This window comes from Micromonospora sp. WMMD708, from assembly GCF_049315245.1.
Taxonomy (GTDB): domain Bacteria; phylum Actinomycetota; class Actinomycetes; order Mycobacteriales; family Micromonosporaceae; genus Micromonospora; species Micromonospora wenchangensis.
This window is the reverse complement of record NZ_CP186060.1, coordinates 1,006,562-1,027,601: the sequence shown is the minus strand read 5'-3', so window position 1 is coordinate 1,027,601 and position 21,040 is coordinate 1,006,562. Positions and strand designations below refer to the sequence as shown.

18 protein-coding genes are annotated in these 21,040 nt (G+C 70.0%); 9 read left to right on the top strand and 9 right to left on the bottom strand.

The window, feature by feature from the left end:
* Window positions 1-15: 15 nt before the first annotated feature.
* The 4 genes from ACN260_RS04710 to ACN260_RS04695 all read right to left on the bottom strand — a co-directional run bounded on the left by ACN260_RS04710 (window position 16) and on the right by ACN260_RS04695 (window position 5,511).
* Entirely contained in the window at window positions 16-1,284 is a 1,269-nt protein-coding gene (locus tag ACN260_RS04710; RefSeq protein WP_422754857.1) for a type II toxin-antitoxin system HipA family toxin, read from the bottom strand.
* Window positions 1,271-3,019: a DUF262 domain-containing protein gene (locus ACN260_RS04705; protein WP_422754856.1), complete on the bottom strand. Its 1,749-nt coding sequence runs from the start codon at window positions 3,017-3,019 to the stop codon at window positions 1,271-1,273. The genes ACN260_RS04710 and ACN260_RS04705 overlap by 14 nt, the downstream gene beginning before the upstream one ends.
* A 126-nt stretch (window positions 3,020-3,145) precedes the next feature.
* Window positions 3,146-4,081, bottom strand: coding sequence for a methylmalonyl Co-A mutase-associated GTPase MeaB (gene meaB / locus ACN260_RS04700; protein ID WP_422756619.1), 936 nt, complete (start codon window positions 4,079-4,081; stop codon window positions 3,146-3,148).
* 236 nt (window positions 4,082-4,317) lie between these two features.
* The gene (locus ACN260_RS04695) at window positions 4,318-5,511 is read right to left on the bottom strand and encodes an acetyl-CoA C-acetyltransferase (protein ID WP_422754855.1); all 1,194 of its coding nucleotides are present in this window, start codon (window positions 5,509-5,511) and stop codon (window positions 4,318-4,320) included.
* 63 nt (window positions 5,512-5,574) lie between these two features.
* Here ACN260_RS04695 and mce point away from each other — a divergent pair, with 63 nt between their 5' ends.
* The 7 genes from mce to ACN260_RS04660 all read left to right on the top strand — a co-directional run bounded on the left by mce (window position 5,575) and on the right by ACN260_RS04660 (window position 14,316).
* On the top strand, window positions 5,575-6,051 hold the full coding sequence (gene mce, locus ACN260_RS04690; RefSeq protein WP_422754854.1) for a methylmalonyl-CoA epimerase: 477 nt from the start codon (window positions 5,575-5,577) through the stop codon (window positions 6,049-6,051).
* Between the two features lie 362 nt (window positions 6,052-6,413).
* The gene (locus ACN260_RS04685) at window positions 6,414-7,679 is read left to right on the top strand and encodes a DivIVA domain-containing protein (RefSeq protein WP_422754853.1); all 1,266 of its coding nucleotides are present in this window, start codon (window positions 6,414-6,416) and stop codon (window positions 7,677-7,679) included.
* Between the two features lie 177 nt (window positions 7,680-7,856).
* Window positions 7,857-10,064 carry a hypothetical protein gene (locus ACN260_RS04680; protein WP_422754852.1) on the top strand — a complete coding sequence of 736 codons (2,208 nt, stop codon included), beginning with the start codon at window positions 7,857-7,859 and terminating at the stop codon, window positions 10,062-10,064.
* A gap of 141 nt (window positions 10,065-10,205) precedes the next feature.
* Window positions 10,206-11,474, top strand: a complete 1,269-nt coding sequence (locus tag ACN260_RS04675) for an AI-2E family transporter (RefSeq protein WP_422754851.1) — start codon at window positions 10,206-10,208, stop codon at window positions 11,472-11,474.
* Between the two features lie 437 nt (window positions 11,475-11,911).
* Window positions 11,912-12,571 carry a hypothetical protein gene (locus tag ACN260_RS04670; RefSeq protein ID WP_422754850.1) on the top strand — a complete coding sequence of 220 codons (660 nt, stop codon included), beginning with the start codon at window positions 11,912-11,914 and terminating at the stop codon, window positions 12,569-12,571.
* Between the two features lie 177 nt (window positions 12,572-12,748).
* On the top strand, window positions 12,749-13,510 hold the full coding sequence (locus tag ACN260_RS04665) for a transporter substrate-binding domain-containing protein (protein WP_422754849.1): 762 nt from the start codon (window positions 12,749-12,751) through the stop codon (window positions 13,508-13,510).
* Window positions 13,492-14,316: a hypothetical protein gene (locus ACN260_RS04660; RefSeq protein WP_422754848.1), complete on the top strand. Its 825-nt coding sequence runs from the start codon at window positions 13,492-13,494 to the stop codon at window positions 14,314-14,316. Before ACN260_RS04665 ends, ACN260_RS04660 begins: the two co-directional genes overlap by 19 nt.
* A gap of 3 nt (window positions 14,317-14,319) precedes the next feature.
* Here the strand turns inward: ACN260_RS04660 and ACN260_RS04655 are convergent, their stop codons facing one another.
* The 4 genes from ACN260_RS04655 to ACN260_RS04640 form a co-directional block, all read right to left on the bottom strand.
* Complete coding sequence (locus ACN260_RS04655; RefSeq protein ID WP_422754847.1) at window positions 14,320-15,120, bottom strand: alpha/beta hydrolase; 801 nt, start codon at window positions 15,118-15,120, stop codon at window positions 14,320-14,322.
* 87 nt (window positions 15,121-15,207) lie between these two features.
* Window positions 15,208-15,534 carry a hypothetical protein gene (locus ACN260_RS04650; RefSeq protein WP_088642767.1) on the bottom strand — a complete coding sequence of 109 codons (327 nt, stop codon included), beginning with the start codon at window positions 15,532-15,534 and terminating at the stop codon, window positions 15,208-15,210.
* A 61-nt stretch (window positions 15,535-15,595) separates the two neighbouring features.
* Complete coding sequence (locus ACN260_RS04645; protein WP_422754846.1) at window positions 15,596-17,353, bottom strand: 3-hydroxyacyl-CoA dehydrogenase family protein; 1,758 nt, start codon at window positions 17,351-17,353, stop codon at window positions 15,596-15,598.
* Window positions 17,354-17,449: 96 nt separating this feature from the next.
* Window positions 17,450-17,917: an FHA domain-containing protein gene (locus tag ACN260_RS04640; protein ID WP_422754845.1), complete on the bottom strand. Its 468-nt coding sequence runs from the start codon at window positions 17,915-17,917 to the stop codon at window positions 17,450-17,452.
* Window positions 17,918-18,109: 192 nt separating this feature from the next.
* On the opposite strand from ACN260_RS04640, the gene ACN260_RS04635 reads away from it, so the two are divergent.
* Entirely contained in the window at window positions 18,110-19,609 is a 1,500-nt protein-coding gene (locus ACN260_RS04635; RefSeq protein ID WP_422754844.1) for an aldehyde dehydrogenase family protein, read from the top strand.
* 32 nt (window positions 19,610-19,641) lie between these two features.
* On the opposite strand, the gene nucS is transcribed toward ACN260_RS04635, so the two are convergent.
* On the bottom strand, window positions 19,642-20,301 hold the full coding sequence (gene nucS / locus ACN260_RS04630; RefSeq protein ID WP_422754843.1) for an endonuclease NucS: 660 nt from the start codon (window positions 20,299-20,301) through the stop codon (window positions 19,642-19,644).
* A 71-nt stretch (window positions 20,302-20,372) separates the two neighbouring features.
* Between nucS and ACN260_RS04625 the strand changes: the two genes are divergently transcribed.
* Entirely contained in the window at window positions 20,373-20,990 is a 618-nt protein-coding gene (locus ACN260_RS04625; protein WP_422756618.1) for a DUF4126 domain-containing protein, read from the top strand.
* Window positions 20,991-21,040 lie beyond the last annotated feature (50 nt).

Genomic DNA, 21,040 nt, shown 5'->3' with positions numbered 1-21,040 from the left:
GCGGTCACACTCCGTTCATTTACGGTTAGCCCCAACCCGACCCGGGCCATTCAACAAGGTTTTACTGCGAGCCCGGATGCTCCGGTCGACTGCATCCTGCAAGCCTTGGTTTCCCTGGAGAACATCAGCACGATTTGGCCACTCTCGGAGTGTCCTCTCGACTGTTTCCACTACGCAGTCGACAAGGCCCGCACCGGTTGCGCCCAGCCTCTGTTCGAGGCGAAGGAACGTGCCGAGAGACACCTTGTGAAATTCTCGGGAACCGCCAAACTTGAGCCCTAGGTCCTCGGGTCGGTCATCCAGTTCATAGTGCCCAGTGGAAACCATGTCGTATGCCGGAGCAAGAGTGGGGACGCGGGGGTCCAGATAGATCAACGTCCAGTTCTTCAGATGAGCATCGCCGTTCGATATCAACACGGAGAATGCCAGCCGCCTTACAAACTCCCTCAGCGAGTCGACGTCCCGACGGCGATATACCAAACTGGCGACCGTTTCGAAGTTCCCAAGATACTTACGATCGGGATAAATATTTCGCACCTGCGCCAGGTCTTCTATGTGCACAAGCTTCCGATCGACGCCCCGGTCGAAACGCTTGATCGCGTAGGCATATTCTTCACCTGCCGGCCAGACCGACAGTGGAAGGCGTTCGTCAATCACCGAACGGTGGACCAGTTCGATCTCCGGAACCTCGATGCCGACAGCCCGTGCGAGTGACATCATGGCATATTCGTTGCGCGGCACATCCCGAAACCGACTATCCGGCAGCTTTACAATCCAGTCGCCACCCATTCCACTCGCCGGTAGCGTCAGCCTGTCCTGAACCCTCAGCATGGAGAACTTCATGGCAACGCCGGCCAACGAGAATCTCAGGCCAGGCTCGTAGAAGCTGCCACCATCGTCATGCGGGTAGACCTCGTCGCCGACGGACACCACGGCATCGTCAGGCTCTTCGCCCTCGGGAAGCACCCGCACCGCACCTGGCAGATCGTGCCCCACCTGGGTCAACAGTTCCATTTCTCGTTGGCCGTTGACGCCACGCTCGTCAGCTATCCAGGCACGCAGCCTGCCTTCTGGCAGAAGATTGGAGAACCAGGGCGGGAGGCGCACAGCCGCCGCATGGACCGCAGTCGGCCGATCCTCGAAAACCAGTCCGAGCACTGGCCGCTCAGGGTTTTCCCGATAACTTCTATCAAGACTGAACCAGGTCCTGTCACCAACCTGTCGCAGGGTTCCAGCCCGTTGATCGCCCAACCAGACGCCGAACCAGGAGTCAGAAGAGGGCATTCGACTCCTTCTCCTCAGTCAACTCCTCGTCTTCGACGACAAGATCCGCCAGCGGTGGCGTGTTTTCGAAGCTCCACTCACAACTACGCGCCAGGAAGTCGGCGAGCTGCTTGCCTAATTTCTCCTGACGAGCTAGGAGAAATGCTTGCACATCTCCTCGCCGGATCATACTAATGATCTCAGCATCGAGACAGTGCGAGGCCAGGACATCTCGCCACAAAATCTCAGATAATCCAGCGGGCTGGCGGGTGAGCAGTGTGTCCACCACACCCACCTCACCCTCCACCGTAGGCAGAAGGACACGGTCGGCAGCCCATAGCCGGAAAGGCGGTGGAACTGAGTAGCGAGACACCACGTAACGCGTGGCGTCCAGCGCCGTTGGCCGATCCTGGAGGCAGAGCGAGAGGTCTTCACGCACGAATGGATCAGCCGTGCTCAGAGACCTCGGCGCGAGGCTCCACCAAGAGCACAGGATGATCTTCGTGGCCGCTTCGTTGCTGCGAAACCGCTGGAGGTTCGGAAGCGGTGCGTTGGGATGCTCGACCCAGCGATGCAATTCCGCGATCGTTGCATTCAAGTTATCCGGCTGCACCGCATAGTTCAGGAATCGTATAGCTCCGGTCGTGCTTCCCCGAAAAACTCCCGGTCCCACGAGCGCAGCCCGCCAGAACCACCTCTTTAACAGCAGACAAACACGCTGACCAGGGTCCGGATGGTGAGCGAAGAATCGCGTCAGCACAACGATGAGATAGCTATAAGGAAGCATGCTGAAATGCGGGACACCGGCTTCGTTCTGCAAGAACGCCACCGCCCGCCGCATGGCTTCCTCACCGAGCGCGTAGGCCGTATCCCGGTCCTCATCGGGGAAGTCGATGGTGGCCCGGTTAGGCTGGTGTGCCCGATGCGATGGGCTGATCTTCTGCTCAGCCCCGAATTCGTTGCGGATCTCACGCTTGACGTCGGGACCGCGACGAGCCAGCACCGCCTGTAGCACCGTATCGTTGTCGATCAACCCGAAGCCGAGTTCGTCGTCGATGTTCTGAGCGATCCGGTCGAGCGTGGAGGTCGTATCCTTGGCCGCCTCCTCTCCTGGAAAGAGTCCGGAGAAGATCTCGGCACGACTCAACCTCTTACCGAAGTTGTTCATCCGGTCGAAAATGTCTTGCAGCACTCGCGGATCGTCCTGCACCACCTCGTAAGCCGGAATTCTAAACTGACGCAGGGTGCGAGTAACCTCGTTGGCCTGCTCCACGAACTGGGCAGCCTCCGGGTGGCTGGTGAACCACCTAAGCACCCGGGTCAGGTCGAAGAGCACGGGCAGGGGCACGATCGCGGGCTCCTCGACCTGCGGCAACGGCACAAATTGCTCGTTGCGAAGATCGTAGGCGAGCGCAAAGCGGGGATCAGCCATTCCGTCTGGATGCAGTGCATTCGCCAAACTGATGATGCGCTGCTGGCCGTCTACCACCCAGAGTGCATCACCGGTCTCCGGCGCTGCGATCCGTAACGCACCCAACTGAAGCGTCTCCGCAGCAGCAGGCCGCCGCCAAAGCAGGAAAGAGCCTACCGGATATCCGAGCACGATGCTCTCGAAGAGCCGCATGACGTCGGACCTTTGCCAACGAAGCGGGCGCTGAAAATGCGGTACCCGAATACGTCCGGTCCAGGCGAGCTGGGTCAGCTCCTCCAGATCGAGAGTCGTAGCCTTCGGCCGAGTATCGAGACCTGCACTCATGTCCAGCCTTCCTTCCCAGACCGCGACAGACGGACCAATGGATGCATCCCGCCTGATCCGAAGAGGACTCTACCCGGCAAGCGACACCGAGCCACCACCGTAAACGCCCTGCGGCTACTGGACGGCTCAGGTGCCGATCTGGGCGAGGAGTTCGTCCGCCGCCGCGTACGGGTCCAGTGCCCCCTCGGCCACCTTCGCGGCGAGCGCCGGCAACTCCGTACCGTCGCGCAGGGAACCGATCCGGGCCCGCAGGGTGCCGAGCGCGATCGCCTCGATCTCGGCGGCGGCCCGCTTCTCCCGGCGGCGGCGCAGCTCGTCGTGCTGCTCCAGCCAGGCCCGGTGCTTGTCGATCGCGGCGGCGATGTCGTCGATCCCCTCGCCGCGCGCGGCGATCGACCGGACCACCTGCGGCCGCCACTGCCCCGGCCCGCGCTCGCCCAGCGCGATCATGCCCTGGATGTCGCGGACGGTGTTGTCCGCGCCGTCCCGGTCGGCCTTGTTGACCACGAAGACGTCGGCGATCTCCAGGATGCCGGCCTTGACCGCCTGGATCGCGTCGCCCATGCCCGGGGCGAGCAGCACCAGCGTGGTGTCGGCGAGCGAGGCCACCTCCACCTCGGCCTGGCCGACCCCGACGGTCTCCACCAGCACCACGTCGCAGCCGGCGCCCTCCAGCACCCGGACCGCCTGCGGGGTGGCCGCGGAGAGCCCGCCGAGGTGACCCCGGCTGGACATCGACCGGATGTAGACGCCCGGGTCGGTGGCGTGGTCCTGCATCCGCACCCGGTCGCCGAGGATCGCCCCACCGGTGAACGGGCTGGACGGGTCGATGGCCAGCACCCCGACCCGGTGCCCGCCCGCCCGCAGCGCCCGCACCAGCTCGTTGGTGGTGGTCGACTTGCCCACCCCCGGGGAGCCGGTCAGCCCGACCACCTGGGCCTGCCCGGCGTACGGCGCGAGCGCCGCCGCCACCTGCGGCAGCACCTCGTCACCGGACTCCACCAGCGTGATCAGCCGGGCCACCGCCCGGGGGTCACCCTCGCGCGCGCGGCGCACCAGCATCGGTACGTCCCGACTGCGACGAACCGGGACGGCGGCGGGGGTGGGGACGCTCTCGACACTCACCGGGTCACCATCGCCCACGACTGCGGTGCTCGCCAACCCCACTCACTCCTCGTACTCACACGCCCGCCCTCGCCCGACGACCGTGAGCTGGGACGTTCCGCCCCCGACCGCCGTCTTCGCCGCATCGACCCGCGCCCGCGTCCACGCTGGGCGCCACCCGGCCCGGCAGCCGGTCAGTTCCCGGCGTCGGCCGGTACGTGGATGATCAGGGCGTCGCCCTGGCCGCCACCGCCGCAGAGCGCCGCCGCGCCGGTGCCGCCGCCGCGCCGCTTCAGCTCCAGCGCGAGGGTGAGCACCAGCCGGGCACCGGACATGCCGATCGGGTGGCCGAGCGCGATGGCCCCGCCGTTGACGTTGATCTTGTCGGCGCTGACCCCGAGGTCCCGCGCGGACTGGATGCCGACCTGGGCGAACGCCTCGTTGATCTCGATGAGGTCGAGGTCGTCGATGCTCAGGCCGCCCTTCTTCAGGGCGTGCTGGATGGCGTTGGACGGCTGCGAGTGCAGGGAGTTGTCCGGGCCCGCCACGTTGCCGTGCGCGCCGACCTCGGCCAGCCAGGCCAGGCCCAGCTCGTTCGCCTTGGCCTTGCTCATCACGACCACGGCCGCCGCGCCGTCCGAGATCGGCGACGAGGAGCCGGCGGTGATCGTGCCGTCCCTGGTGAACGCGGGACGCAGCTTGGCCAGCGACTCGGCGGTGGTGTCCGGCCGGATGCCCTCGTCCTCGCTGATCACCAGCGGGTCGCCCTTGCGCTGCGGGATGACCACCGGGGTGATCTCGTCGGCGAAGTGGCCGTTCTTCTGGGCGGCGGCGGCCCGCTGGTGGCTGGCCGCCGCGAACGCGTCCTGCTCCTCGCGGGTGATGCCGTGCCGTACGCCGAGCCGCTCGGTGGACTCGCCCATCGAGCAGCAGTCCCAGGCGTCGCTGAGCCCGTCGTGGGCCATGTGGTCCTTGACCGTCACGTCGCCGTACTTGTAGCCGGCGCGCTGGCCGAGCAGCAGGTGCGGGGCGTTGGTCATCGACTCCATGCCACCGGCCACCACGATGTCGAACTCGCCGGCCCGGATGAGCTGGTCGGCCAGGGCGATCGCGTCCAGGCCGGAGAGGCACACCTTGTTGATGGTCAGCGCCGGCACCGACATCGGGACGCCGGCCTCCACCGCCGCCTGCCGGGCCGGGATCTGCCCGGCGCCGGCCTGGAGCACCTGGCCCATGATCACGTACTGCACCTGGTCCGGGGCGACCCCGGCGCGCTCCAGCGCCGCCTTGATCGCGATGCCGCCGAGCTTCGTCGCCGGCAGGTCCTTCAGGTTGCCCAGCAGCCGGCCCATCGGGGTCCGCGCGCCGCTGACGATGACCGATGCCACTGTCTGCCTCCGAGGGGGGTACCGAGCTGTACGCCTTAACGGCTGTTCGGCCAGACTAGCGGCATGGCTGAGAACTCCCCCGTCGAGCCCGCTGCCGACTACGTCACAGACATCGGGCTGCGCCGTATCGATCATGTCGGGGTCGCGGTCGCCGACCTGGACGCCGCGATCGACTTCTATCAGCGCACCTTCGGGATGCGCTGCATACACGAGGAGACCAACACCGAACAGGGCGTACGCGAGGCGATGATGGCCGTCGGCCCGACCGCCGAGGGCGGCTGCGTGCAGTTGCTCGCCCCGTTGTCACCGGAGTCGACCATCGCCAAGTTCCTCGACCGCAACGGCCCCGGGGTGCAGCAGGTGGCGTACACGGTCGCCGACATCGACGCGGCCTGCGCGACCCTGCGTGACCGGGGCGTACGGCTGCTCTACGACACCCCGAAGCGCGGCACCGCCAACTCGCGGGTCAACTTCGTCCACCCCAAGGCCGCCGGCGGGGTCCTCATCGAGCTCGTCCAACCCGCCGACACCCCCCACTGACACCCTCCCCTCTCCGCGTCCCAACCCCACCCTTCCGTGTTGATCAAGAGGTTTGCGTCATCTCGATCTCCCGACCTGACGCAAACCTCTTGATCACCGGGGCGGGACAGAGCGGGGCGGGGCAGACCGGGGCGGGGCAGAGCGGGGCGGGCATTGTGCGGGGATGCCATTCCGGGGTGGCGGGGGAAAGCGGTCGGGCACTGCCGGGATAGCGGGCGGTGGCGGTGTCGGGGCCGCCCGGACCTGCCAAGATCGCCGTTTGGTGCCGGCCGCCGGTACGACCCGGTGGACCATGTAAAGAGGACACGAAAGCTCGGCACCGCTCTTGCGAACGACCCCGGGGGGTCTGCAAGTATGTCCCAATGCCCCAGCAGCAGTCCTCCCCTCTCGCGTTCTTCGATAACGCGAACTCGCAGCCCGACTTCACGGTGGGCCTGCGTGGATACAACACCCACCAGGTCGACGACTTCCTCGGCCGGATGACGGCCGCGCTGACCCAGTCGGAGCAGGCCCGCGCCGAGGCCGAGCAGCGGATGAACGACGCCCAGCGTCGGCTCCGTCAGGCCGAGCAGCGGCAGGCCGCGCTCGAGCAGAAGCTCACCGACACCAACAAGCAGCTCGAGGAGAACAGCCGGCCGACCCTCTCGGGTCTCGGCACCCGGGTCGAGCAGATCCTGCGGCTGGCCGAGGAGCAGGCCAACGACCACCGCAACGAGGCCAAGCGCGAGTCGGAAGGGATCCTCTCCGCAGCCCGGCTGGAGGCGCGGGAGATCACCGACAAGGCGCGCGCCGAGGCCGCCGCGATGAAGGCCACCGCCGAGCGGGAGGCCGGCACCGTCCGCACCGCTGCCGAGCGGGAGGCCGCCGAGGCCCGGGTGCAGGCCCGTAGAGAGGCCGACACGCTGCGTGCCGACGCCGACCGGGAGACCAAGCAGCTGCGTACGGTCACCGCGCACGAGGTGGCCGAGCTGAAGTCCACCGTCGAACGGGAGGTCGCCACCCTGCGCGCCACCGCCGAGCGGGAGATCACCCAGCAGCGGGCGAAGGCCGCGCGGGAGGCCGAGGAGAAGCGCGCCGAGGCGACCAAGCTGCTCACCGACGCCCGCGACAAGCGGGACAAGGACCTCCAGGCGCTGGAGCTCCAGCTCGCCGAGCGGCGGGAGAAGGCCGAGCGCGAGGAGTCGGAGCGGCACGCCGCCCAGGTGGCGCAGACCCAGAAGCTGGTCGGCGAGGCCGAGCAGCGGGCGCGGGCCGCCCAGGAGCGGGCCAAGGAGATCGAGCAGCGCGCCGAGGCCCGCCGGGTCGAGTCCGAGCGCACCGCCAACGACACCGTCGACAAAGCCAAGGCGCTGGCCGAGAAGACCCTCAACGAGGCCAAGGCCGAGGCGAAGCGGCTGCTCACCGAGGCGCGCACCGAAGCCGACCTGACCACCCAGGCGGCCCGCCGCGAGGTCGAGGACCTCACCCGCCAGAAGGACGCGGTCACCTCGCAGCTCGGCCAGATGCTCTCCGGCCTGGCCGGGATCGTGCCGGGCGTGCCGGCCCAGCAGCCGGCCGCCGCGCCGGCCAAGGCGGAGCCGGCCAAGGCCGACGCCGAGTCCCGGGCGACCGCGGAGACCGCCAGCTGACCGAACGCATCGACGGGGCATGAGTCGCGGCGCGGAGGGACACCGGATGACCGGTGCACCCCCGCGCCGCGCCCGTTCCCGCCCTGTGACACCCTGTCGCGGGACAGCACTGAAACAGCTCCCCACAGCGGCGTCCGTATCGCCCCCGGAGGGCCGGATGCGTGTGAGGATGGGGGCATGTCGCACGGCGAGGAACTGTTCGCACTCGGCGGGGATGTGACGACGGAGCCCAGCTTCGAGTCCGCTCTGCGGGGATATGACAAACGACAGGTCGACCGGTACGTCGCTCGTGCGGAGCACGAGATCGCCACGCTGACGGGTGAGCGGGAGCAGGCGTACACCCAGATCCACAAGTTGGCCGGTCAGGTCGAGCACCTGCAGCGGGATCTCGCCCAGGTGCGCAAGCAGGTCGGGGTGGTGGACCGGGCCTCCTTCAAGCATCTCGGCCCCCGGGTCGAGCAGATCCTCGCCCTCGCCGAGGAGCAGGCGGACGCCATCCTGGTCGCCGCCAACGAGGAGATCGAGGCCCGTCGGGCCGCCGCCGAGCACATCATCGACGAGGCCCGCGAGCAGGCCGCCCGGGCGCTGAAGGACTTCGAGATCGCGCTCGCCGCCCGGCGTGCCGAGGAGGAGCGGCACACCACGGCCCGCAAGGCCGAGGCGGACGCCGCCGTGCGTACCGCCAAGCAGGAGGCCGCGCGGCTGCGCAGCACCGCCAAGGACGAGGCGACCCTGCTGCGCGCCACCGCCGAGGACGAGTCCAACCGGTTGCGGACCGCCGCCCAGGAGGCCCTGAACCGGGCCCAGCAGGAGGCCACCAAGCTCCGCGACACCGCCAAGGAGATCCACGCCCGGGCCCAGCAGGAGGCCACCAAGCTCCGCGAGACGGCGAAGGCGGCGCTGGCCAAGGCCCAGAAGGAGGCCACCGACCTGCGCGAGGCCGCCAAGGAGGTGCACCTCAAGGCGCAGCAGGAGGCCCGGCGGCTCGTCGATACGGCGACGGAGACCAGCCGCGCCACCCACGCCAAGGCGCTCCAGCAGGCCAAGCAGGTCACCGACGACGCCGACGGCGCGGCCAAGGCGACCCGGGAGCGGGCCCGGCAGGAGGCGCAGCGGCTGACCACCGAGGCGACCGAGGCGGCCCAGCGCAGCCGGGCCGAGTCCGAGGCGTACGTGCAGCGGATGCGCACCGAGACCGAGGCGTACGTGCAGCAGTCCCGCGCCCAGACGCAGCAGGAGCTGGGTGCCTGGCGCGCGGGGGTGGAGCAGGAGGTCAACGGCCGGCGGGAGGCCGCCGACCGGGAGCTGGCCCAGCGCCGGGCCGCCGCCGAGCAGGAGTTCGCCAAGCGCCGCGACGAACTGGACCGCAAGCACCGGGCCCGGCACGACGAGCTGGAACAGCAGCACGGCACGCGGCAGGCCGAGCTGGAGCGGGAGTGGGCCGCCCGGCGGGACGAGATCGAGCAGGGTGCGGCCGAGATCCGCCGGGCCGCCGAGGCGGACGCGGCGACACTGCGTCGCACGGCCGAACAGGAGACCACCGAACTGCGTCGGCGGGTGGAGCAGGAGACCACCGAACTGCTCGACCGGGTCGAGCGGGAGACCGCCGAGAAGCGTCGCCAGGCCGACGAGCACGTCGCCGCCTCCCGCCGGCAGTTCGACGAGTACGCGGCCACGACCCAGCAGCACCTGGCGACCACCCAGCAGCATCTCGCCGCGACCCAGCAGGAGGCGGCGGCCGGCCGGCAGCAGCTCGCCCGGGTGATGCTGGAGATCGCCCAGGCCCAGCAGCAGCTCGCCGACCTGCGTCAGGAGACCTGGCAGGCGCGGCAGGAGCACGACGATCTGCTGAGGGAGACCACCGCCCTGCGGACCCGCGCCGCGACGCCGGTGGGCAGCGACGCGGTGGTGCCGTCCCCGGACGGCGACCGTCCGGCGTCGGGTCCGCTCGCCAACGGCAGGAAACCGAAGCCGACGCGCACCACCGACATCCCGGCACCGCAGCCGGTGGGCTCCGGCCCGGTCGACAGCGCAGAACCCTCCGCCGACGGCGACGCCGGGAAGAAGCCGGTCGTCGCCGGTGCGGACTCGGTCGTGGCCGTCACCAGGCCGGCCGGCGGTCCGGGCACCAACGGCGCGAAGCCGACCGGCGGTACGGACGGTGCCGCGAAGCCGAAGGCCGAGCCGGTGACCACGGTGGACGGTGGAACGGCAAGCGCCGGAGTGGACGGTGAACCGACAGTCGCCGCGGTTCCGGGCACCGCCGGCCGGGGTGCCACCCCGACGAAGATCACCAGTACCGGGGAGAACGGCAAGCGGCCCAGCAAGCCGACCACGGACGAGCGCAGCGCCAAGCCGAGCACGGTGACCGTCGAGTCCGAGTGACCACGGCGGGGCGACCCCGGGGTGGCAGACCGGGCATCCGCACCACTACCCTGCGGGCAGGAGCCCGTACGGTAGGTGGCCGCCGGTGGGTCGGCTGATCCGCCCCGGTGTGCCACGCGGGGGCGGAACTGGGGAGGTCCGGTGGCACAGCACGGCCCGGCACGCGACGACGCGACCCGGGACAGCGCCCCTGAAGCCGTAGCGACGGACACCGACGCCCCCACCGCCCGCGCCACGGCACGGGACGAACCGGCACCCGACGCTTCGGAGCAGAACGTGCCAGCCCAGGATGCGGCGACGCGGGGCGGGCCGGGGCGGGACGCACCCGGGGACGACGCCACCGGGTCGGTCGCCTCCGGATCGGGGCGGTTCGGTCGACCCGGGCGGCCACTGCGCCGCAGCAGTTTCCTGGTCGGTTTCACCGGGGCGCTCGGCGTGCTGCTGGCGTACACCGTGTTCCTGGGCATCCGCAACGCCGGCGGCATCCTGGTCCTGGTGGTGATCGCGCTCTTCCTGGCGGTGGGGCTCAACCCGGCGGTGGTCCGGCTGCGCCGGTGGGGGTTGCCGCACGGGCTGGCGGTGACGGTGGTGGCGCTGACCCTGGTGCTGCTGATCGTCGCCGGCCTGGTGGCGCTGGTGCCGCCGGTGGTGACGCAGACCGGGCAGTTCATCGAGCAGCTCCCCAGTTACGTCGAGGAGCTGCGCCGCAACCGCACGGTCAACGACCTGGTGGTCCGGTACGACGTGATGCGGCGGGTGCAGGAGCTGGCGAACGCGGACACCGTCGGCCGGGCGCTCGGCGGGGTCCTCGGCGGCGCCCAGATCATCTTCGGCACCATCTTCCGGGTGCTCACCGTGCTGGTGCTGACGATCTACTTCCTGGCCTACTTCGACCGGCTGCGTGACCTCGGGTACGCGTTGGTGCCCAGGTCGCGCCGGCAGCGGGTGAGCCTGATCGGGGACGAGATCCTCACCAAGGTCGGGGCGTACATGGTGGGGGCGTTGAGCATCGCGGTGCTGGCCGGCGCGACCAGCTTCGTCTTCGCCCTGGTCGTCGGGCTGCCCTACCCGTTCGCGCTGGCCGTGGTGGTGGCGGTGACCGACCTGATCCCGCAGATCGGGGCCACCCTCGGCGCGGTGGTCGTCAGTCTGGTCGGCTTCGCCACCGCGCTGCCGATCGGCATCGCCTGCGCGGTCTTCTTCGTGCTCTACCAGCAGGTGGAGAACTACCTCATCTACCCGAAGATCATGCGGCGGTCGGTGGAGGTCAACGAGGTGGCCGCGCTGCTCGCCGCCCTGCTCGGGGTGGCGCTGATGGGGGTGGTCGGCGCGCTGATCGCCATCCCGGTGGTCGCCGCCTTCCAGCTCATCCTGCGCGAGGTGGTACTCCCCCGCCAGGACCGCCGCTGAGCCGACACCGGACGGCTGGCGCGACCCCGCCCTGCGCGCTCTGACGACAGGGCGTCACTTCGTCCGGGGAACCTGCCAGGTTCACGTCCGGACGCCGGTGGGGAAAACTGTGCGGGTCGACGGGGTCGACAGTCAATCCGGCCGCATGAAGACAGCGACCGACCGGGACACCGCACCAGGTCGCGGGCAATTTCGTTGGGCGAATCAACAGCCATCACAGGAATCTGGGCCAATCGGGCGACGGATGATATCGACAGGCGGCGATCATTGCCGATGTCGGATAAGCGACAATTCGAACGCCGTTGTGTACAGCCCAACCCGGAAATCGGATAATCCAGTTGGCAAGGTCCCGTGCGGCCATATTTGGGGGCTGACGTTGTCCAGCGCAACGCATGCGGCCGATCGGATGGTCGGCCTGCCAGACAGGGAAAAGCGCAATGACCGCACGCCCGGAAACCGACGGAAACCCGCTCGGAAGAATCTGGCGGGGCGTTCTTTTTCCGGCCGTTCTCCTCATTGCGGTCGCCGCCTCCCTGTACCTGCTCTTCACCCGGATCCACTCCACCGAGGATCTCTGGCGTACATGGCAGCCGGCCGTCCTGCTGACGGTGGCAATAATTGCGGTGCTTCCCGAGTCGCTGAGAGGGGACTGGTTCGCCAGAATCCAGGGGCGGGTGATCGTGCTCGTCATCGTCCTCGTGGTACTCCTGTCGGCGGCGACGCAGACCGGCTACCGGACCTCGGCGCGTCAGTACTTCGACGTCACGCGGCACGAGGGCGTACTTCCCGGCGAAACCGTTATTTTCAATCTCAATGGCCTGCCCGGCGCTGACCGCCTGACCGTCAAGATCCGGGCGAAAGATCGCGACCCGAGCGCGAGCACGAGTGAGTTCTGCGAGAACCAGATCGCGCTCGTCGCCTCGCTCGACGCAGGAACCATGCACGAGCCACCCAAGAAGGACGGGCTCCTCCACCGGTTCACCTTCGACCTGCTGAAGTCACCCAAGGACATGCAGCTTTCCGTGTCGTACACAACACCAGAGTCGGTCAGGAAATGCTCGGAAGACATCAGCATCGAATCCGCCACGCTTGAATAGAGACAGATCTGCATGGGAAAATACTCGACAGTCGTTCGACTGGGCGCGTCGTTCTGCACCGTAATCGCCCTCGCCTCGTGCGTGCAGTCCGGCCGGCCCGATCCGCAGCCTTCGCAATATCCTGCGCCGACGCCGTGGGCGACAACCAGCACACCCGCCCAGCAGGGAGGCGGGCCGTTGATCATCGGCGTGAAGGTCGACCAGGAGGGCACCGGCTATCTGGATGTCGCCACCTACGGCTACAGCGGCCTGGACGTCGACATGTCCAGGGAGTTGGCAACTCGGATCTTCCAGGTCAACGATCCGTTCTTCCTGCCGGTATCCTCGGACACCCGTGAATCGACGTTGGAGCAGGGCGCGGTAGCGTTCTTCGCGGCGACATACACGATGAACCACGAACGCAGCCTCCGCTTCAAGCTGGCCGGCCCCTATCTCGTCACGCGGCAGGGCGTGATGGTGCGCAAGGATCAGAAATCCATCTCCAGCTTGCGGGACCTGGCCGGCAAGAACGTATGCGTCGTCGGTGGCGGCTCACTGTCCGAGAAGCTCTTCGAGAAAAATGTGTCAGGCGCCCACGCCACTGCCCTCACCTCATATTCGGAGTGCCTCCGAAAACTCAAGGACCGCAAATACGACGCCTTCTCGACGGATCAGGCGATCCTCTACGGATACGCACCGAAGAACTCGGAACTGACCGTCGTGCCAGACCTGGTGATCGGTCCGGAGATTATGTACGGGATCGCCTTCCGCAAGGACGACCAGGCGCGCTGCGAAAAAGCGCGCGACGAACTTGTGAAGATCGTCGGTGCGGGCGGCCCCTGGGCCTCCATGTTCCGAGACAACCTCCCCGACTATGCCAGCGCCCACCCGGACTACCTCACCCAGGTGAAACCGACGGCCAGCCAGATCAAGGTGAACTCGTGCATCGAACTGAACTGACGACACAGCGGGGCCGGGTGGACACGCCCAGGCGGAAGATGTTCACTGTCGCCGTACTGGCAGCACTGGTGGCGGTTGTGGTCAGCGGCTGCACCGGCCCGTCCGCCACACCTACCGGCCTGGCCTGCACCCACTACAACAATGTCAGCTGCTTCTATTTCGTCAGCGGGAACACCGCGGTTGCCTGCGAGATCGATGTGAAAAAGGACTTGTGCTCGAACACGAAAGGCGACTACTACAGTTACTCCTCGGTGCGCAACAGCACCTACCTGTGCCGCCGTCACGACACCTGCCGAGAAACCGAGAATGTCGATCCGCCGGTCAGCTGTGAGCAGACCGCCAGCTACGACGACCTGGTCGACGAGGGGGAAGCCTGGCGGGTGGTGGGCCGGCAACAGAGTGAGAACACCACCAGCGGGCCGGTGACCGTGAGCTTCGTGTCGTCCTCGTCGAGTGAGGTGTCGATCGAGTGGAGTGCGGAACTGAAGGTCGACGCGCGGGTCGTCTCCCCGGTGGTCCTGGCCGGTGTGCAGGCGGGGGTGGACCGGTCGGTCACCGAGTCGGTCACCGCCGCCGTCGGCAACACCTTCACGCTGGAGCTGGCCGCGGGCAAGACGGCGCACGGAGTCTACGGGGTGAAGATGCAGGTCACGTCCGGTCGGCTGCGCACCACGCAGCCCTGCCACGGAGGATCGAAGGACCACGGCAGGGTGAAGACCTATCTGCCGATCTCGCCGGGCTGGTGCGTCTGGGTGAGTGGCGACGTGCCGTGCGCGACGATCCCCTCACCCTCCGCGCCTCGATGACGGTCAGCCGGCGGCGGGCCCGGGTACCGGGGTGTCGGCGAAGGCGGCCACCGTCCGGTCGGTGTACGCGCTGACGTCGCCGGTCTCCATCGGGCCGTCCCAGCTCGTCGGCAGCGGCAGCGGCACCGCCGGGTTCACCCGCCTGACGATCTCGTCGAGCACCCGCTCGGCGTCGCCCACCCAGAGGTGCTTGGCCCCGGGCACGCCGACCACCTCGGCCTGCGGCACCGCCGCGAAGCGCCGCCGGGCCTCGTCGGGGCGCAGGTAGTCGTCGAACTCGGGCACCAGGGCGGTCAGCGGCCGGCCCGACTCCGCCCACACGGCCAGGTCGTCGGGCTGCGAGAAACGCAACGGCGGGGAGAGCAGGATCGCCCCGGCCACCGCCGGGTCGCAGCCGTACTTCAGGGTCAGGTCGGTGCCGAACGACCAGCCCACCAGCCAGATGTTCGGCAGTTCGTGGAACTCGGCGTACTCGATGGCGGCGGCGACGTCGAACCGTTCGCCCACCGCGTTGTCGAACGCGCCCTCGCTGGTGCCCCGCACGCTGGCGGTGCCCCGGGTGTTGAACCGGAGCACCGCCAGGTCGGCCAGGGCGGGCAGCCGCCAGGCCGCCTTGCGGAAGACGTGGCTGTCCATCATCCCGCCGTGGGTGGGCAGCGGGTGCAGGCAGACCAGGGTGCCCGCGGGCGTCCGGTCGACCGGGCGGGCCAGCTCGCCGACGAGGCGCAGGCCGTCGGCGGTGTGCAGCTCGATGTCCTCCCGGTGGCCGGGCAGGATCGATGACGCGCGGATCGGTGTGCTCACCACCCCAGTCTGACCCGAACCCGCCGCGGTCGCTCGCCCGGGGCGCAACCGGGGTGATCCGGATCGCCCACCCGGCCGGAAACCGGGTCAGCCGTAGCGGGGGGCGCCCCGGCCGCGCAGCAGGTTCGGTCCCCGCCGGTCCCGGGCCCGCCAGCAGCCGTTGTGCCAGTGCCGCCGGTCGGTGAGGTCACCCGCGCCGTCGGCCGGCCAGGCCACCAGATGCGCCACCCCGGGTCGGATCTCCTGGTCACATCCGGGGCAGCGGTACGTCTTGACCGACGCCCCGCCGCTGATCCCGCGTACCTGCCACTCGCCGTCGCGCCACTGCTGCACCGACTCCACGCCGTGCCGGGCCCGTTCGGCGTCCAACTGGCCGGTGTCCTCGCGGCGGGGACGGTTGCGACGGGGGCTCACCTCGCCAAGGTTACGGTCAGGTCCGCGTTCCGGCGGGGTGAGGTCGGTCGCCGCAGTTTGGTCAGTCCCGGTCGTGGTCGCGGAACCCCCGGCCGGCGGTGACCAGGTGGTGCAGCAGCGGCGCGGGGGCCAGGCCCGGTTCGCGCGACTGGCGGTACAGCGCCCGCTGCACGGTCAGCGCCACGTCGGGGCCGATCGCGTCGAGCAGCGCGAACGGGCCCGTCGGGTAGCCGCAGCCGAGCGTCATGGCGTGGTCGATGTCGTCGACACCGGCGTAACCGGCCTCCAGCATCTGCACCGCGTCGTTGAGGTACGGGAAGAGCAGCGCGTCGACCACGAACCCGGCCCGGTCGGCGCAGACCAGCGTGGTCCGGCCGAGGGCGGCGCAGACCGCGCGGGCGGTGCCGGTGGCCTCCGTCGAGGTCCGGACGGTGGTCACCACCTCGACCAGCGGGCGCTCCCGCACCGGGGTGCAGAAGTGCAGGCCGAGCACGTCGGCGGGACGGCGGGTCGCCATCGCCAGCTCGATCACCGGCAGCGTGGCGGTGGTGGTGGCGAGCAGCACGCCCGGCTTGCAGACCTCGTCGAGGCGGGCGAACAGCGCCTGCGTGGCGTCCAGTTCCCCCGCTGTCGCCTCGACCACCAGGTCGACGTCGGCGAGTTGCTCCGGCGCGTCCGCCCAGGTGATCCGGGCCAGCGCGGCGTCGGGGCCGGCCGGGTCGGGATCGTCCCGGGTGGGGCCCTCATCGAGCGCGGCCCGGACCGCTTCGGCGGTCCCGGCGGGCCCGTCCGCGCCGACGGCGACCACCGGGAAGCCGGCGGCGGCGAACACCGCGGCGAGATCGGCTGCCGTCGCCCCCGAGCCGACGACACCGACCCTGGTCACGGCCGTGGTACCCGGCGCGTCGTCGACGGCGGTCGGGGTCGACCCGTCGGGTACGACCTTCGCCGAGCCCGGCTTGTCGTAGGTGTAGAAGCCGCGCCCGGTCTTGCGGCCGAGCAGCCCCGCCGTGACCATCTGCCGGATCAGCGGTGCCGGGGCGTGCCGGCGGTTGCGCCCGCCGTGCCGGTACATGGTGTTCAGGATCTCGTACGCCGTGTCGAGGCCGATCAGGTCCAGCAGGGCGAGCGGGCCCAGCGGCAGGCCGCAGCCCAGCGTCATCGCCGCGTCGAGGTCCTCGCGGGTCACGTAGCGGGCCTCGAACAGGTTCACCGCCTGGTTGAGGTAGCCGAACAGCAGGGCGTTGGCGATGAATCCGGCCCGGTCACCGATCGTCACGCCGACCTTGCCGAGCCGGGCGCAGAGCGCCTCGACGTCGGCGACCACGTCGGCGGCGGTGACCACGGTGCGGACGACCTCGACCAGTTTCATCACCGGCGCGGGGTTGAAGAAGTGCAGGCCGACGACCTGCTGGGGGCGACCGGTGGCGACGGCGATGTCGGTGACGCCCAGCGAGGAGGTGTTGGTGGCGAGGATGGTGTCGGGCCGGCAGATCCGGTCCAGCTCGGCGAAGATCCGCCGCTTGAGGTCGAGACGCTCGGGGACCGCCTCGACCACCAGGTCCACCGCGTGCAGCGCGTCCAGCCCGATCTGGAAGTCGACCCGGGCGTGCAGGGCGTCCCGGTCGGCCCCGGCCAGCTTGCCCCGCGCCACCGCCCGGTCGGTCGACCGGGTGAGGGTGGCCCGGCCCCGGGCCAGGGCGTCCGCGGAGATCTCCACCGCGACGACGTCGACACCGTTGCGGGCGAACACCTCGACGATGCCGGCACCCATGGTGCCCAGACCCACCACGCCCACCCTGGTGAACTCCCGCGCCACGACCGGCCTCCCTGGTTGATTCCGCCGCTGCCTACTTGAACGAACGCTAAGGCTATCCGTCGGGACGGGGGCGGGGGAGGTCGGTCCCCGTCCGGCTCAGGCGTCGACGGCGCTGGGCGCGGGGACCGGGGCGGCCGGCAGGGCGTCGGTGGGGCCGGAAGGGCGCGGCGGCAGCGGCAGCGTGGGCCGGTGGTCCCGACGGCTGACGGATCCCCCGGCGAAACGCAGGCCGACCGGGTCGGTGGTGGCCAGTCCGGGGTCGAAGTAGCGCAGTTCGGTACGGCCGAGCCGGATCACGTCGCCGTCGGTGAGCGGTTCGGCGTCGGTGATCCGCCGGTCGTTGAGCCAGGTCCCGTTGGTCGACCCCAGGTCGACCAGGACCACCCCGTCGTCGGTCAGCCGCACCTCGGCGTGCCGCCGGCTCAGGTGCGCGTCGGCGACCGCGATGTCGGCGGTCGGCGCCCGGCCGATCACCTGCGGCCGGGGACGGACGCGGAAGCTCGCCCCGCGCATCGGGCCAGCGGCCACCGTCAGCAGTGGCATCAGTTCCGGATGATCCTGCATGGACAGTCAGCTCCCCACCCAGCGTCGCCCCGCGGTCAGCCTGCCAGCTCCGCGTGACCAGCTCACCACCCGCCCGGTCATCTCCACGACCCCTGGCGGACATCCGGTGTCCACCGAACAGGCGGCGACGGAGCGATAGCTGAGCCGTGTTCACAACTACCAGCGGGTAGCTTCCGGGTCTAGACTTCCGTCATGACGGCTGTGCAGGTCCCGGGTGCCCCGGTCATCTCCGACGGTCGGCTGGTCTCGACGAGCCCGGCCACCGGTGACGAGGCCGGCAGCGTGCCGGTCGCCACCGCCGGGGAGGTGGACCGCGCGGTCGCCCGCGCCCGCACGGCCGGGCAGTGGTGGGCCGGGCTCGGCTTCACCGGCCGCCGCACCCGCCTGCTGCGCTGGCGGGCCCTGCTCGCCCAGCGGATCGAGGAGTTGGCCGAGCTGATCCACGTCGAGGGCGGCAAGCCGGTCGGGGACGCCGTCGTCGAGGTGCTCACCGCCATCGAACACATCGACTGGGCGGCCCGAAACGCCCGCCGGGTGCTGGGGCCGCGCCGGGTCCGCTCCCGGCTGATCCTCGCCGAGTTCGCAGGTCACCTCGAATACCAGCCGCACGGCGTGGTCGGGGTGATCGGCCCGTGGAACTACCCGGTCTTCACCCCGGTCGGTTCCGCCGCCTACGCGCTGGCCGCCGGCAACGCGGTCGTCCTCAAGCCCAGCGAGTACACCCCGGTCGTCGGGCAGTGGCTGGTCGACACGTTCGCCGAGGTGGTGCCGGAACAGCCGGTGTTCACGGCGGTGCACGGCCTGGGCGACGTCGGCGCGGCGCTGTGCCGTTCGGGCGTCGACAAGGTGGCCTTCACCGGTTCCACCGCGACCGCCCGTCGGGTGATGGCCGCCTGCGCCGAGTCGCTGACCCCGGTGCTGCTGGAGGCCGGCGGCAAGGACGCGATGATCGTGGACGCCGACGCCGACCTGGACGCCGCCGCCGAGGCGTGTGTCTGGGGCGCGCTGACCAACGCCGGGCAGACCTGCATCGGCATCGAACGGGTCTACGCGGTGGCGGCCGTGCACGACGCGTTCGTCGGCAAGGTGGTCGCCCGCGCCGAACGGCTGACCGTCGGCGCGGATGGGGCCGATCTCGGCCCGATCACCATGCCGAGCCAGCTCGACGTGATCCGCCGGCACATCGACGAGGCCATCGCCGCCGGTGGGCGTGCGGTGCTGGGCGGTCCCGCCGCCGTGCAGCCGCCGTACGTGCACCCGACCGTGCTGGTGGACGTCCCCGACTCGGCGTCGGCGATCCGCGAGGAGACCTTCGGCCCGACCGTGACCATCACCCGGGTCGCCGACGCCGACGAGGCCGTACGCCGGGCCAACGCCCTGCCGTACGGCCTGGGGGGTTCGGTGTTCGGCCGGCGCGACGCGGTGGCGATCGCCCGCCGGCTGCGCTCGGGGATGGCGTCGGTCAACTCGGCGCTCGCCTTCGCCGGGATGTCCACGCTGCCGTTCGGCGGGGTGGGCGACTCAGGCTTCGGCCGCATCCACGGCGAGGACGGGCTGCGCGAGTTCGGCCGGGCCAAGTCGATCACCCGGCGGCGGGCCCGGTCACTGCTGCCCGCGATGACCTTCGAGCGGACCCCGACCGACGTGGCCCGGATCGTCAAGGTCGCCAAGGCCCTGTACGGCAGGCGCTGACCCCGCCCGCTGGACGGCCGGCCGACCGGCGGTCAGAACAGGGTCAGCTCGTCGCGCACGATGCCGCGCAGCCGGTCGTAGTCGACCACCACACAGCGGATGCCCCGGTCCGTGGCGAGGACCCGGGCCTGCGGCTTGATCTCCTGGGCGGCGAAGACGCCGGTCACCGGGGCGAGCAACGGGTCCCGGTTCATCAGTTCGAGGTAGCGGGTGAGCTGCTCGACGCCGTCGATCTCGCCGCGCCGTTTCACCTCGACGGCGACCGCGCCGGCGTTGGCGTCCCGGCAGAGCAGGTCGACCGGGCCGATCGCGGTCATGTACTCCCGCCGGACCAGGGTGAAGCCCTCCCCCAGCGTCTCCGGGTTGGCGGCGAGCAGCTCCTGCAGATGCGCCTCGACGCCGTCCTTGCGCAGCCCCGGGTCGACACCCAGCTCGTACGAGGTGTCCTGGAAGACCTCCTCCAGGGTGATCCGCAGCTCCTCGCCGGCCTTGTTGACCACCCGCCACACGCCCGGGGCCTCCTCCAGCCGACAGGGCGGGCTCATCCAGTTCAACGGCTTGTACGCGCGGTCGTCGGCGTGGATCGACACCGACCCGTCCGCCTTCACCATGAGCAGGCGGGTGGCCGGCGGCAGGTGCGCCGAGAGCCGTCCGACGTAGTCCACCGAGCACTTCGCAATCACCAGACGCACCCGACGAGGGTAGCGGAGGACCGGCCGGTCACCGTCGCGCGGCACTGGCGCGCCGGTGCGATGCTGAGATGGTGTTCGAAGTCCTCACCGGTACCGGGCTCGCCGCCTCGGCGGGCCTGAACGCCTACATCCCCCTGCTCACCATGGGCCTGCTCGCCCGCTACACCAGCCTGATCGACCTGCCCAGCGGCTGGCAGTGGCTGGCCAACGGCTGGGTGCTGGCGATCCTCGCGGCGCTGCTCGCGGTCGAGGTCGTCGCCGACAAGGTGCCCGTGGTCGACCACGTCAACGACGTCGTGCAGACGGTGGTCCGTCCCACCGCCGGTGGCCTCGCGTTCGGCGCCGGGTCGGGCTCGGAGACGGTGACGGTGAGCGACCCGGGCGGGTTCTTCTCGTCCCACCAGTGGGTGCCGGTGGCCGCCGGTGTCGCCATCGCGCTCGGGGTGCACCTGTTCAAGGCGGCGGCCCGACCGGTGGTCAACGCGACCACCGCGGGTTTCGGCGCACCGGTGGCCAGCACCGCCGAGGACGCGACGAGCGTGCTGATGTCCCTGGTGGCGATCATCCTGCCGGTGCTGGTGCTGGCGTTCCTGCTAGGCATGGTGGCGTTCGTGGTCTGGTTCCTGCGCCGACGCCGGGAGCGCCGCCGGGACCGCGAGGCGGCCCGCGCCGCCGGCTACCGGGTCTGACCCGCCGCAGCACACGCCGATGGCCGGCACCCCGGGCGGGGTGCCGGCCA

Bases quoted from the DNA above. Each gene is read 5' to 3' on its own strand.
- ACN260_RS04710 (WP_422754857.1), bottom strand. From the start codon at position 1,284: ATGCCCTCTTCTGACTCCTGGTTCGGCGTCTGGTTGGGCGATCAACGG.
- ACN260_RS04705 (WP_422754856.1), bottom strand. From the start codon at position 3,019: ATGAGTGCAGGTCTCGATACTCGGCCGAAGGCTACGACTCTCGATCTG.
- meaB (WP_422756619.1), bottom strand. From the start codon at position 4,081: ATGCTGGTGCGCCGCGCGCGCGAGGGTGACCCCCGGGCGGTGGCCCGG.
- mce (WP_422754854.1), top strand. From the start codon at position 5,575: ATGGCTGAGAACTCCCCCGTCGAGCCCGCTGCCGACTACGTCACAGAC.
- ACN260_RS04685 (WP_422754853.1), top strand. From the start codon at position 6,414: ATGCCCCAGCAGCAGTCCTCCCCTCTCGCGTTCTTCGATAACGCGAAC.
- ACN260_RS04680 (WP_422754852.1), top strand. From the start codon at position 7,857: ATGTCGCACGGCGAGGAACTGTTCGCACTCGGCGGGGATGTGACGACG.
- ACN260_RS04670 (WP_422754850.1), top strand. From the start codon at position 11,912: ATGACCGCACGCCCGGAAACCGACGGAAACCCGCTCGGAAGAATCTGG.
- ACN260_RS04640 (WP_422754845.1), bottom strand. From the start codon at position 17,917: ATGCAGGATCATCCGGAACTGATGCCACTGCTGACGGTGGCCGCTGGC.
- ACN260_RS04635 (WP_422754844.1), top strand. From the start codon at position 18,110: ATGACGGCTGTGCAGGTCCCGGGTGCCCCGGTCATCTCCGACGGTCGG.